Source organism: Bacillus sp. FSL K6-0073, from assembly GCF_038006085.1.
Taxonomy (GTDB): domain Bacteria; phylum Bacillota; class Bacilli; order Bacillales; family Bacillaceae_G; genus Bacillus_A; species Bacillus_A cereus.
The window spans coordinates 67,975-85,109 of sequence record NZ_JBBOUN010000004.1 but is presented as its reverse complement, the minus strand read 5'-3'; the positions used below and the strand labels follow the sequence as shown (position 1 = coordinate 85,109).

Here is a 17,135-nt window from a genome sequence, read left to right as displayed (position 1 = left end):
TACGTAATGAAGGAGTTCTTGAATCATGGCTTATAAAAAAAAATATCCAGTAAAATCTGTAGAACAGAAAAAAGAAGAAGTTCAAGCACTTACAAAAGGAATGGAAAACAGCATTGAAAGCTATTTTCGTACAACAGGAGATTTGAAAGAGTATCTATCATTTATGGCAAAGTTTTATCACTATTCACCATCTAATATTTCATTAATACAAAGTCAATTCCAGGGAGCCAGTGCAGTTGGTTCCTTTTCTTTTTGGAAAGAAAAAGGATTTCCGGTTAAGAAGGGTGAGAAAGGAATCAAAATTCTTGTTCCAAACCGAACTGTAGCAAAATTTAAAGACAAGGAAGGCACTTGGAAAACAGTAACTAAAGCAAATGAGGAAGAGAAGAAACAAATTGAATCTAAAAGCGTAGAAGTGATGCCTGGTCGTTTATATTTTGCTGTCGGTCATGTGTTTGATGTGTCCCAAACAAACGCAAAAGCGGAAGATCTTCCTCGTATTTTTCCGAATCGTTGGCTAGACGGGAGCGTAACAGATTACAAGAGTTTGTAAAAGGGAATGGAAGCCATTGCGGAAAAAAACGGTGTGAAAATTATTCAGCCGAAGCAAGAACTTGGGGTCGCAAAGGGAGTTAGTTACACCTTAACAAAAGAGGTTGCTTTGAATCCTAGAAACAGTGAATTACAAAATGTAAAAACACTTCTTCACGAATTGGCGCATGCCAAACTTCATACAGCAGAGACACATATGAATTACACAGCACCAGAAAAAGAGTTTCAAGCAGAAATGACAGCATATGCCGTTTCTTCTTATTTTGGAATTGATACAAGCGAATATTCGTTAGGATATTTAGCGAACTGGACACAAGGAAAAGAAGTGAAAGATAAAACCAAGTTGTTGAAAGAAGTACATGAAACTTCAATTGAATTTATTGAAACAATTGAAAATACGTTAGAAAAGGAAAAAGAAAAAACGAATGAAAAGGGAGTAGATAATATGTCAAAACAAGTGTCTGATAATGGGAAAGAGCATGTAGTAACAGTTGAAATACTAGATAAGGATATAAAAGACGGTGAGATTGCAAAATTACACATGGTGGATGCAGAAACCAAAGAAGTATATCATATGGCAATTTATGATCCAGGTGTATTAGACCGTGATGAATTTTATAATGGTGAAAGGGATGTTTCTAATATTGAACATATTTTTAAAGGAGATGTTTATGAAAAAGTAAAAGATACTCTCCTTGATAGAAACGAAAGTCAATCATTTACTGTACGTGAAGAAGATTTGCTTATTCCTTTAAGTGAGTTAGAACAAGATGATCGATACGCTATATTATTTCATACAGAAAAATATGAAGCGGCTAAAATAAAAGAAAATGAAAGGCAGAATGAAAATAGAGAACAGAATGAAAGTGAAAAAAATATTTTACTAGTGCAATACATGAGTTTAAGTAATACGACACAAGAACTCATTTCTGTTAACGATTTAAGAGAACAAGCAGATAAAAATCGAGCGTTTGAGCCTGTAGAAGGGGCAGAAAAATTGAGTGATAAAGAATTTATTAAAGCATTTAATGAGGCGAATCAAGAAAAGTATGCAGCATTAAATCAGGACGAAATTAACCGTCCAACTATGCTAGTTCAATGGAGCGACAACGAAACTTTTAAGAATAATCAACTGATTCCATTTGGAGAAGCAAATGAAAAAATGGCTGAAGTTATTGCAAATATTGAAAAAGCAAGGGAAGAAGCTAGAGAAAGAGGTGAAACCATTCCTTACGATCAAGCTCGTTATCATATTGCCATTCCGAAAGAAATCGATAGGGATTTTGGGAGAATGGAGCTTGTGAGTATGGATCGTTTCAATATGGGAGATGGGGACTACAAGACACCATATGAACAAGTATTAAACGAGAAAAGGTATCTATCGGATGAAGTGAAACAAGCGTTACGAGATGAGGTAGTGAACCATAGAAATAACAAAGAAATACCGATGGAAAAAGCACAGGAAAGTACATTAGAAAAATCAAAAGAGACACCCAATCACTTAGTTACAATTGAAGTATTAGCAAACGGTGTTCACGATGAAGAAGAAGTTGCAAGAATCCACATGATGGATGCTGTTACGAAAGATATTGATTATTTGTCTGTATGGAATCAAGATTCAACAAATCGAGAAGATTTATCTGTTTTCCTCATGGAAAAGAACGGAAAACGGGAAGATTACTCCTTAGATAACATTTTGAAACCAGATCTATATGAAAAGGTTCAGCGTTCTATCTTTGATGGAAGAGGGAATTTGTCATTTGTTGTTTATGAAAAAGATGCAAATATGAGTCTAGATGAAATCGTAAAAGATGAACGATATGGACTCTTAGTTGATAAAGCGGAGGGACAAAAAGATTACTCATTTAATGAAAAAGAAGTGGAATTATATAAAGAAATGAAGGCAGATGGATATGCACCTATTGCTTCTCTAGATCAACAAATTCAGCCTTTAAAAGAAAAGGAGCCAACTACATTAGATAAAGATTTAAGCCGAAAATTCGAAGCATACAGACGTTCACAATATGAAGAAACACCAGATAATATTGATAGTATTGTCACTCGTGTAAAAGCTGAAGAGCGATATTATACAACAAAGTATGTTTCGATTGATAATGAGTTGGTAAGCCAAGAACACGTTGTGAAATTAGAAAATCGAGTGGATGAGAAACTTGGGAAAGAAGGAATAATGGTGAATCAGTCTACAACTTCAAAGGAAATGGATGTAGATAAAAAATTTCAGCCATTGAACGGAAAACAAACGAATCATAAAGAAAAAGAAAAGGAGCCAGAGCCTGGTAATGTAGAACAGTCGAAGGCTACAAAGAAATCAGGTAAAAAAAAAGAAACAATGGAAATGGAACGATGAAAAATTTTATAACAGGAAAAGCAGATTAAATCATTTTTTGTTACTCAATTGAGATAACGGAGAGTGATTTTTTTATATCTAAAAATGAAAGAGGGTAAAAGGAAAAGCCCTCTTTCTTATTTATAGAACGAAAGGAGAGAATGCCATGAATGTATGGCTGTTTGCGGGCTGTATGTTCCTTGTAGCTGTCTTTTTGAACATGTTGCTACTTATTTGGTCACAAAATAATGAAAAAGCGCAGAAATAAGAAATGGAAGCGTAAAACTGAAATTGCAGATTAATAGGAGGTAATACGTATGGGAAAAACATTATTTATTGCAGAAAAGCCGAAGGTAGCTGTTGAATTATTAAAATCACCTAGATTTAAAAACTCAAAAAGATATCCAGGGAGCAAGCCTTATTATGGTTACTATGAAAATGAAAATTACATTATTAGTTGGTGCCGGGGGCATTTATTAGAACTAAAACATCCGGAGGAGATGGACGAGAGATACAAAGAATTTAAATTTGATCACTTACCCATTATTTTAGAGCCGGAATATAAAGAGAAATCGGATAGTCTAGAACAAATTCAAATATTAGTTAAGTTGTTAAATCGTCCCGATGTGGATCATGTGGTCAACTCTTGTGATGCAGATAGAGAGGGTGAGCTTATCTATCGTGAATTATATGAATATGCAGGTGTGAACAAGCGAGAATCCCGTCTTTTTATCTCTTCCTATGAAGCCGCAGAATTAGAAGGAGCATTAAACCGATTAGAACCAGGAACAGACTATGACGGGCTTGCACAATCGGCTAAAGCAAGGCAATACCTGGATTATATTCTAGGGATTAATGTTACAAGAGGCTGTACATCAAAACTAGCCAGAAACCAATTCTTATTGGCTTCTGGTCGTGTTCAAATGTGTATCTTGAATGAAATCCGTCAAAGGGAAATCGCTATTCAAAAGTATAAAGAACAAACCTATTACAATTTAAAGCTACTAATGGAAAACGGTTTATCACCAGTAATGAAAACAGAAGATCAACTGATAGATCCATCGCCACTACAAAAGCTTGGAGATAGCTTGAAAGAAACGAATGTGATTTTAACGGAATTTAAAGAAAGCAATAGAAAAAAGAAACCAAAATTATTATATAACTTAACGGATATCTACAAAGATGCTCACGCCAAGCTGAAGATAAATGCGGAAACAGCAAAAAAGCATATTCAGAGTTTGTATGAAGAAGGCTTTATCACATATCCTCGTTCTTCATCCAGGCACTTACCTACAGAACAAGTGGAACGAGTGAAAGAAGTAATGGCAGCATTAGAAAAAAGCGCCTATGCAAATCTTGTACAACAAGTATCTACATCTTCTATTACGAAAAAACATTCTACTTTTAATGATGAATTAGTCAGTAGTCACTTTGCCATCATCCCAACAACAAAATTATATGCCGGGACCAACCGAGAACCATTAGAAAAACAGTTATATGACTTAATTGTAAAACGATTTATCGGGAATTTTATGAAACCAGCAATCTACCTGGTAAGAGAAGTGCATTTTATAGATCAAGAGGGCAACACATACAGTACAAAAGAAAAGATCCTACAAGAGAAAGGGTTTCTAAGTGTGTTTCAAGAGGATATAGAAGAGGGATCAGTTGAAGCATTCCAGATACCTATTTTACAAGAAGGAGATTCTTTCAGAATCGTTCAGTATGACTTGATTGAGTCTCGAACGAAGAAACCAGCCTTTCATACGGAAAGTTCCATTTTAACCTTTATGGAGACGGCAGGGCGTAAATTAGATGATGAACATTTGAAAGAACTTATGAAAGGAAAACGGATTGGGACAGTCGCAACGGAAGAAACGTTTATTCCAAAACTGTTAGAGCGAAGCTATATTGATGTTACCAACAGTCAGATTCGAACTACTAATATTGGTCGTGCGTTTATAGATGCTTTTCCGGTAGGTGAAATCAAAAATCCAGCTTATACGGCTGAAATGGAAGGGATGATCTACATGATCGAAAAGAATGAAATGAAATATGAGGAATTTGTGGAGAAAACAAATACGTTTGTAAAAGACACAGTGGAACAATTAGGCGCAATGGATGATAAGGTGTCGGATAGCATTATTAATACCTGGAATCAGCAGATTGAGGTGTGCAAATGCCCTTGTAGAAAAGGAAAAATCCTTCATAAAGGAAACTTTTACGGGTGCAGTAATTATCCGGAATGTGAAATCTCCTTACCGAAAAAAATTAAAGAAAAAGCGATTCCAGAAGCGCAAGCGAAAAAGCTTTTTGAGGATAAAAAAACAGATCTTTTAAAAGGATTTAAGTCCAATGAGAAGGAGTTTTCCGCTTATTTAGTGTTACATGAAGGAAAAGTTAAATTTCAGTTCCCAACACAAGAAGAGCTGTCATTTGGTAAATGTCCAAAATGTAAAAAAGGGGATATGCTTCATCGTAAAACATTTTATGGATGCACAGAGCATAAAAATGGATGTGATTTTATGTTACCAGCCAAAATGAAAGGGAAAGCAATCCCTGGTAATCAAATGAAGAAGCTACTTCAGTATAAAACAACAGATTTTATCAACGGCTTTCAAGGAGAAAAGGGAGAATTTACAGCAGCTATCTATATGGAAGCGGACGGAAGTTTGAAATTCCGTTTTCCAACGACTGAAGATCGTACCATTGGTAAATGTCCATTGTGTAAGAGTAGGGTTCTTGTAGGGAAAAGTAACTACTTATGTGAGAAATACAAAAAAGACTGTGACTTCATTATTTTTGGTACATTCTCTGGTAAAAATTTAAGTAGTAACCATGTGAAAAAGTTATTAGAAAAGAATGTAACGGATCAGATTAAAGGGTTTATTTCGAACAAAAACGGAAAGAAATTTGACGCTCGCTTATCATACAGCGTACAGGAGAAGCGATTAAAATTCTTATTCGGCAAATAAAAATGAAATGTATCAACTATAAATGTAACAAGATAAAACAGTTCTTTACTATATAGGAAAAATAACGCAAAAGCACACATGACAAACCTATTATCATTCATATTATACGAGGTTAAGTAGAAAATTACTTATAGAGGGAGTATCTCAAAACATGCGTCATAAATACACTAATTTCTTACATATAAATGGTATAAGGCTTGTCTTATAAAATTAGTTTTTGCAAGAAAGGAGATATACCTTGAAGAAAGTATTGTTATTTGGCGATCCAGGTATTGATGATTCTCTAGCTATCATATATGGTCTACTAAATCCTAAGATTGAAATTGTTGGAATTGTTACAAGTTACGGTAATGTTACCAAAGAACAAACAACTCGAAATGCCTTATACCTTTTGCAATTGGCTGGAAGACAAGATATCCCTGTTATAAGTGGTGCAACTTTGCCATTTTCCAATGGGTTTACTACTTATTATCCAGAAATCCATGGCGCAGAAGGGCTTGGTCCTATTCGGCCCCCTGAAAGTATAACAACTATGTCTGTTCATGATTTTAGCTTAATCCCTAAAATTATTGAAAAGTACAAGGAAGAGTTAACAATTATTGATGTAGGAAGATCTACTTCCCTTGCGATGGTATTAAATATTTGGAAAGAACTAATGCAAAGTGTAAAGGAAGTATATATCATGTCCGGAGTGTTCTTACAACCAGGAAATGTCACATCTGTAGCGGAAGCCAATGCGTATGGTGATCCTGTTTCAACACAGTTTGTAATTAATCAGTCAAAAAATTTAACAATGATTCCTTTAAATGTAACAAATTCGGCTGTATTGCTCCCGAACGAAGTGAATTATATTGTGGAACATACAAATAGTCCATTCAAATCATTAATAAAACCAATTTATGATTATTATTACAGTGCCTATAAAAAATTGAATAAAAGTATTAAAGGGGCTCCTTTACATGATGTAGTTGCAATGAGTGCAATAGCTAATCCTAGTTTTGTTCAATATATGTATCGTAAAGTAGAAGTTGATTTAAAATCTTTCAGAGGACAAACGATTGCTGATTTCCGTCCAGGTGCAGAAGCTACAGGGGTTCGCATTGGATTAAAATTAAATCAAAAAAACTTTATTAATGATTTTATAGAGACAATGGTTGGGAATCACAGATATTAAATAGAACAATTCATTTCCCTATATAGTAAAACCCTATGAAAAGTTAAATTTGAAGCCGAAGATAATTATATAGTAAGAAATAAAAAAATCTATACTCATTCAAAAATGCGGTGATTTAGCGTCTTGTTAGTATAGATTTTTTTATAAAGACATCAATTAAAAATTGAATATATCAACTATAAGTAGCAAAAGAGGACTAGGAAACGGAATAGTCCTCTTTTTTATTTCATTTTATAGAGTAAAGGGGGGATTCCGTAATGGCATATGTCAGTGCGGAGGATGCGATGAAAGCAAGAAACGTTGACTTGATTTCATATCTGGAAGCAAAAGGAGAAACGTTTAAGAAAGAAGGTAACTATTATCGTCATACGGAACATGATAGTCTCATCATTAAAGGAAATCAGTACGCCTGGAATAGCCGAGGGGAAAAAGGATATGGAGCGATTAGCTTTGCGATGATGTACTATGACATGACATTCCCACAAGCTGTGATGGACATTCAGAAGGGTGACTACAAAGAGTTTGATCGTTCAAAAGCTGAAGAGGAGCGCAAAAAAGAGCAGCAGCCTTTTAGTTATCCAAAACACTTAGAGGTGTCGAAACAAACAGAAATCAAGCAATACTTAATTGATGAGCGGAAAATAGATCCTCGCCTGGTGAACTGGCTGATTAAAAAGGATCTTATCGTCCAGGATAAGAAAAACAATGTCGTGTTCAAATGGAGAGAAGAAGGTGGCAAAGGGCAAGTAATTGGAATGAACCGTCAAGGCACTGTGAAAATGGAGAATAAAAGAGGCAGCTTTAAACAAATCGTCCCGAATTATGAAAAAATCAATGCAGGTTTTACGGTTGATGTGGGTAAGCCGGATAAGATCTATTTTTATGAAGATCCAATCGACATGTTATCTCATTGGAGCATTAAACAAAATAATATCCAAAACGCTCGCCTGGTTTCTATGCATGGTTTGAAGTCCAAAACAGTGATTGAATCTTTAATGGATGCGAAAAAAGAAGGGCACGATATTAAAGAGGTCATTATGGCAGTTGATAATGATAAGGCTGGGAGAGACTTCATTCAAACGATGAAATGCTTTGTAGATCTTAAAGCGGATATTCCAAAGAATGAAAAAGAAGATTGGAACGATGTCCGGAAGAAACAAGTGAGTGAGCAACAGGTAAAAGAAACAGCACAACCAAAGAAAGTAAAACCAATTAAAGAGGTGGAAAGAAGTGTCTAATCTACCAAAAATGCCAAACATATTACAAATTTTGATTTATGGTTTTATCCTTTATGTTCTTTTCCGTATTTGTAAATTTATGTACCGAAAGTTTCGGGAGCGAAGAATACTGAAGCGAATGGCTAAGTCCGGTATTCGCTATATAGACAAAATGGACGGACATCAATTCGAGGTATATCTAAAAGCTCTCTTTCGAGAGTTGGGTTATTCTCCAACAGTCACAAAGCAGTCAAATGATTTCGGAGCGGATCTGGTATTGAAGGGGAAAAATCGTATTGTAATCCAGGCGAAACGCTACGGGATGAAAAATAGAGTCGGCATCAGTGCCGTACAAGAGATATATGCAGCACAAGCTTATTACAAAGCACACGAAGGCTGGGTTGTAACAACCAGTGTATATACAAGACAAGCAAAAGAATTAGCGGAAGCTTGTAATGTGAAACTAATAGATCGTGTAGAACTTCAGAAATTGATTAATAAAATTAATCCCGAATATTCGGCTGAAGATGTGTATCAAGGGGTAACACCTGCAGAACGGAAATGTCCAACATGTAAACATGATTTAGTGATTCGTAATTCAAATAAAACAGGAAATAAGTTCTTTGGTTGTTCTCAATATCCTACATGTACACATACAGAACCAATTAATACATGAGCTGTGATGAAAATCCGGCTCTTTTTTCATTTGTTTAAAGAATACATGAAAAAAATCAGTTTAACTAAAAAATGACTCTTCAGATTTTGTTGTATGAGATTTTGATGGGTTTATGAATACAATAAGTCATATTTTCTATAAAAACGCATGTAAAGGGAGAAACGGACTTTACATGCGTTTTTAGGTTTTTCAGGAATAATAAAAAGGGTAGTCATTATTTACGACTTAACCCTTTGTCTACGATCTGACGAATTGCTTCGTTTCGATTCTTCAGCTTATTTTCATGCCAATAATTTTCTATTTGTTCCACTTGTTCTTTTGTAAAAGTAACTAAAATTTGAGTGTACTTGTCTTTATTAACAGCCATATAACAACCTCCTCTATAAAAAATATTATAAGTTATATAACTTATATTGACAACCAGAAAAATGAGTAATAGAATAGTTATATTAGTTATATAACTTTATTGAGGAGGTTATTACATGGAACGGAAAGTTAAAAAGATGATGGCTGATCTTCAATTTATTATGAATCATGGTCAAATAAGTGTAGATTTTATGGATCTAGGATATAAAAGAATGCTTTTTAGTGCATTAGAAGCTACGGGAAAACAGTTCAATGTGCATACCAATGAACATAATGAAACAACCTTGTTCTTAGAGTTAGTTTAGTAAATTTACGCAATGAGGAGCTGTTAATGATGGAGCAGTTAACTATTTTTGACGTAATGGATGAAACTAAAAATAAGCTTTATGAGGTATTAGAGAAAAATGGATTAACTTATAAAATTCATAAATACTATTTATATTCGAATTATGAGGGAGCTGTTCAATATTACTATATAAGAACAACTGATAATACAATTATTGATTTGTGTATCTCTGATTTTCCAGAAATCTTCGCTGTCCATGAAGGGTTTAGCGATAAACAAATTAGAAAGATTTACAACTGGAACTTATAAGCTATATAAATAACAAATTTAATTATTGGAGGAATGAAAAATGAAAATTGGTGTATCTGAGTGGAAAGCATTGAAAAAAGAGACAAAGTTAAAGCTATTGCGCTATGCGATGTTAGAAAGTAAGTATAAGTATGCAAAATAAAAGCTCTTCATTTGCAAAAGCAAACAAAGAGCAAAGTCATGAGTGACCGTCTGGGAAAGAAATTGGCAGGTTTCTTTCCTCTATATTTTACATATAAAAAGTTGTAGAGAAAAGGGGCATGTATAATGGAAGAAGGGCGTATTTCCTTTCAGCAAAGGTTTAAAGAAATTCTGGTTATGATCGTTAGTTTTTGGATCATTATGTTTCTCGTGTATGGAGAAAGCCTGTTACAATAGTAAAGAATAACTTGGGTACAAATTGATAATGAAATGGGGAAATATGCTGGATGAAAGCAACCGGAGTAACTAGAAAAGTGGATGAATTAGGGCGTATAGTAATTCCAAAGGAACTTAGAAATACGCTTGGGATTAAAGAAAAATCACCATTAGAGATTTTTGTAGAAGGGGAAGACATCATTTTACAGAAGTATCAGCCTGGTCATGTTTGTGCATTAACAGGAGAAGTGTCAAATCGGAACATAGCATTAGCAAATGGCAAGATAACATTAAGTCTAGAAGGTGCAGAACTATTACTAAAAGAAGTAGAACAATATCTTGTAAAATAAGTGCTCCTTTCAAGGGGCTTTTTTGCAAGGGGAATATATAATTTCACGTACCGTAATGTTTAATAAAAAACAAAATACATAATCAATAGTCTACATTTAATTCTATGCCTAATTGCTCCCCTTAAAGGATATTTATAGTAAGTTCTGTTCATAATATACCTGTAAAGACAAATTTAAAAGGATGGTATGTTATGAACAAAGACAACTCAAATCGACTAAAATTTAATGGTGGAATCAGTTTAAAGTTACAGCCTAATAATGAAATTACTGATGACAGACCCTACCGTGTTTATGGTATTAACAGAAGTGAATATCATGTCACTAAATTTCGTATAGTAGGAAAGCCCGTAGAAATTGTTCTACCCGAACCACTTAAACACACATGCGATTTAGCAGATTGTAAAGCATGTCATGATGCCCAAAAGTATGAGATTTTTGCAGTTTTTCAATGTGATGATCCAACAATGGAAATCCAATTGTACCTCAAACATCCAACTAACGGAAATGAGGGATGGGGACATCCAAATTGGACAATTGAACCAGATTGTAATTATGCGGGAGAAGTGCAGTGTATTAATGAAATCAGCTCTGAAGGTTAGATCTTCTATTAGGGGTCATCATATAAGCTCAATAGTCTATAATTGGAAATAAAGTAAGACTATGAACTATTTTCGTATATTATCTTAACTAAGAAAATTTAAACCCTAATTTGATAGGGTCCTTACGTTGAATACATATATTCAACGTAAGGTAAATTATCCTTCATAAATCTTACCTCGTAGGCGCATCATTTCTTCTTTTAATTTTTTATTTTCGTCCTCCAATTGTTTAATACGTTTGTTTTTAGCGGCGAGTAATATATCTTTATTGGTATCGGTTATTTCGCGTTTAACTTGCTTAGGAGAAGATAGGCCTTGTTGTTGCTCACGAAGTTTATTTATACGTTCACGGATATCTAAATGATTATATAGGTATGATTTTGATACTCCGGCTGTCGTTGAAACGCTATTAAAATTAATTTTTTCTTTATTTTTTATTAACATTTGAATAGCTTGATTGACTTTAGTTAAAGTTAATTCACTTTTGAGTTTTGAGAAGTCTTTAATACCTTTGGTATTTTTATAGTTATTTGTGGCCATATACACTAAATTCCTCTCGATCATATTCTCGTCCCTTTTTTCCAGCTTTATGATGAATTTTACCTTGTATTAGAAGTTCATATATTGGTTTTAAACGCTCTAATTTCTCCTGATTCTTTTCTATCCATACAGGACGATTTATAGTCTTCCCACGTTCTATAACGGCCTCTGTATCTTTTATTTGACGTTCATATTCTCTTGCAAACTCTGGAGTTGTACATAAATTACGACAAGATAAACAGGGATCGGATTGCGTAGGGCAAGGCTGTTTAATCGGTTTTGTACAATAACCCAGTGGCATCCTGACTGCATCTAAATTCGAACGAATATATTCCCATTCAATTATATCTTCATTTTCAATATCCGAAGGATGTACTTTTACTGGTTTGCCAAAATCATTTATTCGAAATAAACCTTTTGCTGTAGCGTCTTCCCATGATTTTCTTAGTGTTGTATCTAATATTTTCGCATAGGTAAGAGTCATTTCCGGTGAAGCATGGGCTAACCATTTTTGGACATGTAAGATATTCATTCCATTATTAATCAATTCAACTCCTTTAGTATGCCTGAAGGCGTGGCTCTTAAAATGGAACACGTTTCCTTTCTCATCAATAATATTTTTCGACTTGGCAAGCTTATTTAAACTATTTTGAATTCTACGAGATTCTGGCGGACGACCTTTTCGTTTACCAGAAAGCCGAACAAATAAGAATTTTTTTGGATTATTGTCCAGGTTGCTTTTTTTCTTCATACACTCTATTACTGTTTGTACAATAGCTGCTACATCGTCTGTAATAGGTACACGATGATTTAAGACTTGTGTTTTCATAATATCACCACACAAATACCAGCCCTGTGCTGTTTGTTCTAAACAGGTATCATAATGAAGGGTGAGAATATCAGAGATACGCCAACCAGTTGCTCGAAGTAATATTACTACGGGAATATATTCTTTAGGAGTAAGGTGCTCTAAATGGCTTTCTAATTGTTGAAGGATTCCCTCCGGGATATATTTAATATCGTTTTCAGTACGTCTTGGAAGTTGGGGAATATCTTCCTTAAATAATAGTAAAGATGCTGGTATTTTAGGAGATTCTATATATTGTAATTTTTCTATGGTTTCCAAAAAAACTCGTAGAGTTATTAAATAATTCCGTTGTGCTTTTTGATGCAGTTCTTGTTCTATCCTCTGCCAGTCTCGGTAATTTTCCATATCCTTGCGAGATAATAAGGATAGATCATTCCAGTTTGGATATTTTTCATATATAAAATTTAAAAAAAGACTGATAGAACGAATATCAAGGCAACTTTGTCCGTGAGATACATACTGAATTCGAAACTTGATGTAACGTTTAATCATGTTACGAAACGGGCTTGGAATAGCTGTAAAATTTAATAGATAATGTGCTTCATGTTCAACCACTTTTGACTTTGCTATTTTCCTGATATCCCAAATGTCTTTTTCAAACTCATCACGTTCATCATAATAATCTTTATAAAATAAATAAATCACTTTTAAGAAGGTTTCATACTTGGTAAGTGAGCCATCCTCTCGAATTTTTAATCCTTTTTGAACTAACATAGAACGAAGTTGAATTATTGCTCTGTTTAAATCTATATCAATAATACTTTTGATATAGGGATAGAACTGATTTAATAACTCTGCAATGTGTTTGAATGATGCTGCATATCGTTTAATTACCGTCTGATATAAACGTACATCATCGACCTTCAAACGATTTAAAATAAAAAACTTTATTTCAGCTTTAATCTTGGATTTAAAACAAGAAAAATCAATTTTTTTATATGTCTTATCCCAGATGGTTTGTCGAAACTCATCAAAGGCTGAATAATCGGCACTCCATATATCATTTTCCCAATAGCCTATTAAGAAATCGTTGATTTCTTCCTGCTTTTCCTTTACGATTGCTGCTCCCATTATACTCATTTCTAACTATCACCTTTCTGTGAATTTATCTTCATTCTCTCTTGTGCACGTTCCCAATCTTTTCTTAGATCATCATCACTTGGATGAACATACATTTGAATTGTGGTTTGAATATGGGCATGTCCCGCACGTTTCATCAAATGTTCATCTTTCCATCCAGCTTTTCGTAATTCGGTCAGTGAAGTATGGCGAAGCATATGAGGTGTTACATGGATAGCTGTTTTCTGTTTTAATCGATTAAATAAAGATACAATATCCGTATACTCTAAAGGGCGGTGCTTATTCTCTCCTGATAACTTAATAAAAACGTGGTTAGTATCTACTTCATCTGTATGTATTTCAGCTATATATTCAAAATAAAGATCCATTAATTCTTCAGATACATCAATTATTCTTGGACTATATACAGTTTTAATTTCCGCGAAATTTTCAAGTTCGCCACGATCACAAATATGAATCTTTCTTGCATCAACTTTGAAATCCTCAAGCCACAGGGAAAGAGCTTCACCGATTCGCATAGAACTTTCCCATAATAATTGGATAAGAAAGCGATCACGTATGTTTGAGCAGGAGAAAATTAGTTTTGTAACTTGTTCTTTAGAAATAACCTTCGGTTTTTCTTTTGGTACTTTAGCTTTGAGAATATGAGCTGTGAATTTTTTATCTTTGTTAATATGATATAAGAAATCTTTAAAATTTCTACGAGAGCCGGTTATTTGTTTTTTTAGGCGTTCTGATAATTGAATAGAATAATCCTCATGACGCATTAAATAATCGTAAAACCCTGTTACAGTAGCTAAAACAGTATTAATTGTTCTTGGCTTTCTTGGTAGGGGCGAAATGGAAATAGATACTACTTTATTGTTCCCATATGGATTTTGTAGCCACCCCATAAAGGATGCCATCTGATCAATACCAATCTCACGGTAATCCAATTTTTCTTGCTCTAGAAATTCAAAAAATAATTTCAGATGAAAGCAATAAGACCGTAAGGTATTTCGTGCAGCATTACTATTATCTTTGAACCGTAAATAATGAAGAACAGGTTGAATAGGCTCTCCATCCTTATCGACTAGCATATATCGCGTCTTTCCGTTTGACAAAATGACCTGTTCTACTTTCACAATATCCCCCCAATACTTAAGCAATTAACAATGTACTTAGAATTGTTATCTGTACTTAGTACACTTCATTCACCCCCACCTTAAAATACTTTAAATACTCTGAAAAATCAATATAGTTATAATTTATTTGAAGATAAATAAAAAACCATAAGCCTTACTTAAAGAACTATAAGGTCTATGGTTTTATTTAGTATAGTTAATACACGTATCTCGGCTGTACCCTTAATACATACTGGATTTATGTAAGTATTTCTCGATATTATATTATTACTATGTAAACTATAATATAAGTAATTCTTTTTATTGTTTATATTTTGTTATTTTCTGTTGCAGAATCCTTATAATATTATAAGGATTCCTTTTTTTGTATCAAAAATCTACAAATAAAAAGATAAGATCGTGAAACACGATCTTATCTTTTAAACATGGGGGTAAACAAAATTGATAACCATCATATTTTTATTATATATTATTTTTTTGATAATTTAGAATGTTAATTCCGGAATTAACAAGTATATCTATATTGAGAAATTTATTACAAAATTAGTTATAAAATGATTCAAAACTCCAATGTAAACTTTTAGCCAAAAGTTTACTTTCGATACCCCTAAATCATTGAACTCACACCAAATTTCCTGATATCCTCAAAATCAACAAAAAAAGTATACATTCAAAACATTGCAAATAAAGAGGTATAGAACCTTGTGAATCAAAATCCGCATCCCTTGATATCCAACCTAAATGCAAAAATGGAGAAATACCAGAAGTGAAGTTTATGGAAATCGTAGAACTGAAGAAAAATTTATTTTATAAGGTAATAAAAGAACATGAAAGTACATTAAATTGAATCAGTCATAATCTGGTTCTTTTTTTAGTGAAATTCTAGATTAGCTCCCTATTAGCTATTCGCTTCACATACCACTTAAATATAAAAATAAAACGGACTTATAGTATATTTTATATTCTTAATATAGCGTTCTCTAATACGGAATATATGCCATTTAAAAATTGAGGGGACAGGCTAGAAATTACACTAAAAAATATATTTCTCAATTCTAGATTAGGAGTTTGTAAATTATACTGAATGGGTATCAAAATAACCAAATTAAGGGAGATGGATTGATTGTTGAACTTGTATTCTACTTTACTATGTACAGTTTGAAGTTCGAAATATTGGAGGTATTTGTTGCTATAGAAGGAGTGCGAACAATAATATAATTTCATTTTATAAAATAGAAAGGGTGTATTGTTATGGTAAAAAGAGATATTTCAGCAAGAGATCTTGGAGGTAAGGAGGATACTCCTTTTTTACTAAAAAAAGATGAATGGATTAAAATTCAAAAATACACCGGTGATGGTGCATATTTACCTGTAAATGTTAATGAGATGCGTAAAGCTTTAGCGTTAGAAAACACAGCGGAGCTTCCAGATTTCGGAGAGCTGTATACGGTTAATTCAAGCATTAAAGGACATTGTAAAAACTGGAACGATACTACCTACAGAGAAATTCTTGATGTTGCGAGTCAAATTGTTAATTATTCAAGAAGAGCGGAAGTTTTCTATGCACCCTTACTTGTATATTTACCGGATATTTTAGAAGGTGATACTGTGGCCTTAGAAAAATTCCAGAAAATTTGTAAAAAGTTAGCGACTGAAGCAAAAGATTTCAGTGACCATGCCGAAACATTAGCGAAGACCGTTGAACAGTTCGCTAATGATACAGCAACCGATTATAAAAACTTAATAAATGTTAAAGATAAATATGATGCATTGTATGGAAAAAATAGCGAAGAAGAAATAAGACTTAGAGCGGAAGTCGAAAAGTTGCGGGAAGAATTAGAAGAATATATAGAAGATTTAGAGGATTTCGAAGAGGAAGTTTGGTTATCTTTATTGCTTGGTCCTATTTTTGGTTTTGTTTTAAAGGAAATTCTCGAAAGTACGAAAGGGAAAATGTTACAGGCTAAAATTGATGCTACAAGACAAAAAATCGAAGCAACATGTGCAACTATACAGCGAAATGTTTATTTAATGTCTTTACTCGATAAGGCAGATGTTGGAACAGATAAAACCCAAAAACAAATTGAGGAAGCTCTTCCTGTAATTAATAAAATCAAGGCGATTTGGTATTCTCTTCATACTGATCTTTTAACACTTTCAAATATTACAATGAAAGATATTCATGATGATCCGGAATTTGCCGACCTTGGAATTGAATTAGCAATTATGCAATGGGTAAAAGTAGGTAAACAAGCCGATGATTTCCGAATTAATGCAGATGTAGGATTTATAGTTGATCAATATATTGCATAATT

At 33.5% G+C, this 17,135-nt stretch carries 13 protein-coding genes and 2 pseudogenes; 11 read left to right on the top strand and 4 right to left on the bottom strand.

Features of this window, described 5'->3' with window-relative positions; genetic code table 11:
• The first annotated feature begins 25 nt into the window (after positions 1 to 25).
• The 5 genes and pseudogenes from MHB52_RS34545 (at position 26) to MHB52_RS34525 (ending at position 8,941) form a co-directional block, all read left to right on the top strand.
• Positions 26 to 2,920 (top strand): annotated as a pseudogene (locus tag MHB52_RS34545) (LPD25 domain-containing protein).
• Positions 2,921 to 3,216: 296 nt separating this feature from the next.
• Entirely contained in the window at positions 3,217 to 5,874 is a 2,658-nt protein-coding gene (locus tag MHB52_RS34540) for a type IA DNA topoisomerase (RefSeq protein ID WP_061664318.1), read from the top strand.
• A 238-nt stretch (positions 5,875 to 6,112) separates the two neighbouring features.
• Positions 6,113 to 7,048, top strand: a complete 936-nt coding sequence (locus MHB52_RS34535) for a nucleoside hydrolase (protein WP_061664317.1) — start codon at positions 6,113 to 6,115, stop codon at positions 7,046 to 7,048.
• Positions 7,049 to 7,305: 257 nt separating this feature from the next.
• Positions 7,306 to 8,286, top strand: a complete 981-nt coding sequence (locus tag MHB52_RS34530) for a DUF3991 and TOPRIM domain-containing protein (RefSeq protein WP_061664316.1) — start codon at positions 7,306 to 7,308, stop codon at positions 8,284 to 8,286.
• Complete coding sequence (locus tag MHB52_RS34525; RefSeq protein ID WP_061664315.1) at positions 8,279 to 8,941, top strand: restriction endonuclease; 663 nt, start codon at positions 8,279 to 8,281, stop codon at positions 8,939 to 8,941. The genes MHB52_RS34530 and MHB52_RS34525 overlap by 8 nt, the downstream gene beginning before the upstream one ends.
• A 214-nt stretch (positions 8,942 to 9,155) precedes the next feature.
• Here MHB52_RS34525 and MHB52_RS34520 read toward each other — a convergent pair whose 3' ends face one another.
• A complete protein-coding gene (locus tag MHB52_RS34520) occupies positions 9,156 to 9,308 on the bottom strand; it encodes a hypothetical protein (protein WP_000290205.1) in 153 nt (50 codons plus the stop codon).
• A gap of 115 nt (positions 9,309 to 9,423) precedes the next feature.
• Here MHB52_RS34520 and MHB52_RS34515 point away from each other — a divergent pair, with 115 nt between their 5' ends.
• The 4 genes from MHB52_RS34515 (at position 9,424) to MHB52_RS34500 (ending at position 11,208) form a co-directional block, all read left to right on the top strand.
• On the top strand, positions 9,424 to 9,612 hold the full coding sequence (locus MHB52_RS34515; RefSeq protein ID WP_002090003.1) for a hypothetical protein: 189 nt from the start codon (positions 9,424 to 9,426) through the stop codon (positions 9,610 to 9,612).
• Between the two features lie 26 nt (positions 9,613 to 9,638).
• Positions 9,639 to 9,902, top strand: coding sequence for a hypothetical protein (locus MHB52_RS34510; protein ID WP_061664314.1), 264 nt, complete (start codon positions 9,639 to 9,641; stop codon positions 9,900 to 9,902).
• Between the two features lie 428 nt (positions 9,903 to 10,330).
• Complete coding sequence (locus MHB52_RS34505; protein WP_061664313.1) at positions 10,331 to 10,609, top strand: AbrB/MazE/SpoVT family DNA-binding domain-containing protein; 279 nt, start codon at positions 10,331 to 10,333, stop codon at positions 10,607 to 10,609.
• Between the two features lie 191 nt (positions 10,610 to 10,800).
• On the top strand, positions 10,801 to 11,208 hold the full coding sequence (locus tag MHB52_RS34500; RefSeq protein WP_061664312.1) for a hypothetical protein: 408 nt from the start codon (positions 10,801 to 10,803) through the stop codon (positions 11,206 to 11,208).
• Between the two features lie 156 nt (positions 11,209 to 11,364).
• On the opposite strand, the gene MHB52_RS34495 is transcribed toward MHB52_RS34500, so the two are convergent.
• Genes MHB52_RS34495 through MHB52_RS34485 form a run of 3 tightly spaced genes read right to left on the bottom strand, consistent with a single transcriptional unit; the run spans position 11,365 to position 14,820 of the window.
• Entirely contained in the window at positions 11,365 to 11,748 is a 384-nt protein-coding gene (locus tag MHB52_RS34495) for a DUF6262 family protein (RefSeq protein ID WP_000224740.1), read from the bottom strand.
• Positions 11,735 to 13,696, bottom strand: coding sequence for a tyrosine-type recombinase/integrase (locus MHB52_RS34490; RefSeq protein ID WP_061664311.1), 1,962 nt, complete (start codon positions 13,694 to 13,696; stop codon positions 11,735 to 11,737). The genes MHB52_RS34495 and MHB52_RS34490 overlap by 14 nt, the downstream gene beginning before the upstream one ends.
• A 2-nt stretch (positions 13,697 to 13,698) precedes the next feature.
• A complete protein-coding gene (locus MHB52_RS34485; protein WP_000862013.1) occupies positions 13,699 to 14,820 on the bottom strand; it encodes a tyrosine-type recombinase/integrase in 1,122 nt (373 codons plus the stop codon).
• A gap of 736 nt (positions 14,821 to 15,556) precedes the next feature.
• Between MHB52_RS34485 and MHB52_RS34480 the strand changes: the two are divergent.
• Both MHB52_RS34480 and MHB52_RS34475 read left to right on the top strand, forming a co-directional pair.
• Positions 15,557 to 15,667: pseudogene (locus MHB52_RS34480) on the top strand (recombinase family protein); the annotation flags it as partial.
• 404 nt (positions 15,668 to 16,071) lie between these two features.
• A complete protein-coding gene (locus MHB52_RS34475) occupies positions 16,072 to 17,133 on the top strand; it encodes an alpha-xenorhabdolysin family binary toxin subunit A (RefSeq protein WP_061664310.1) in 1,062 nt (353 codons plus the stop codon).
• Positions 17,134 to 17,135: the final 2 nt, after the last annotated feature.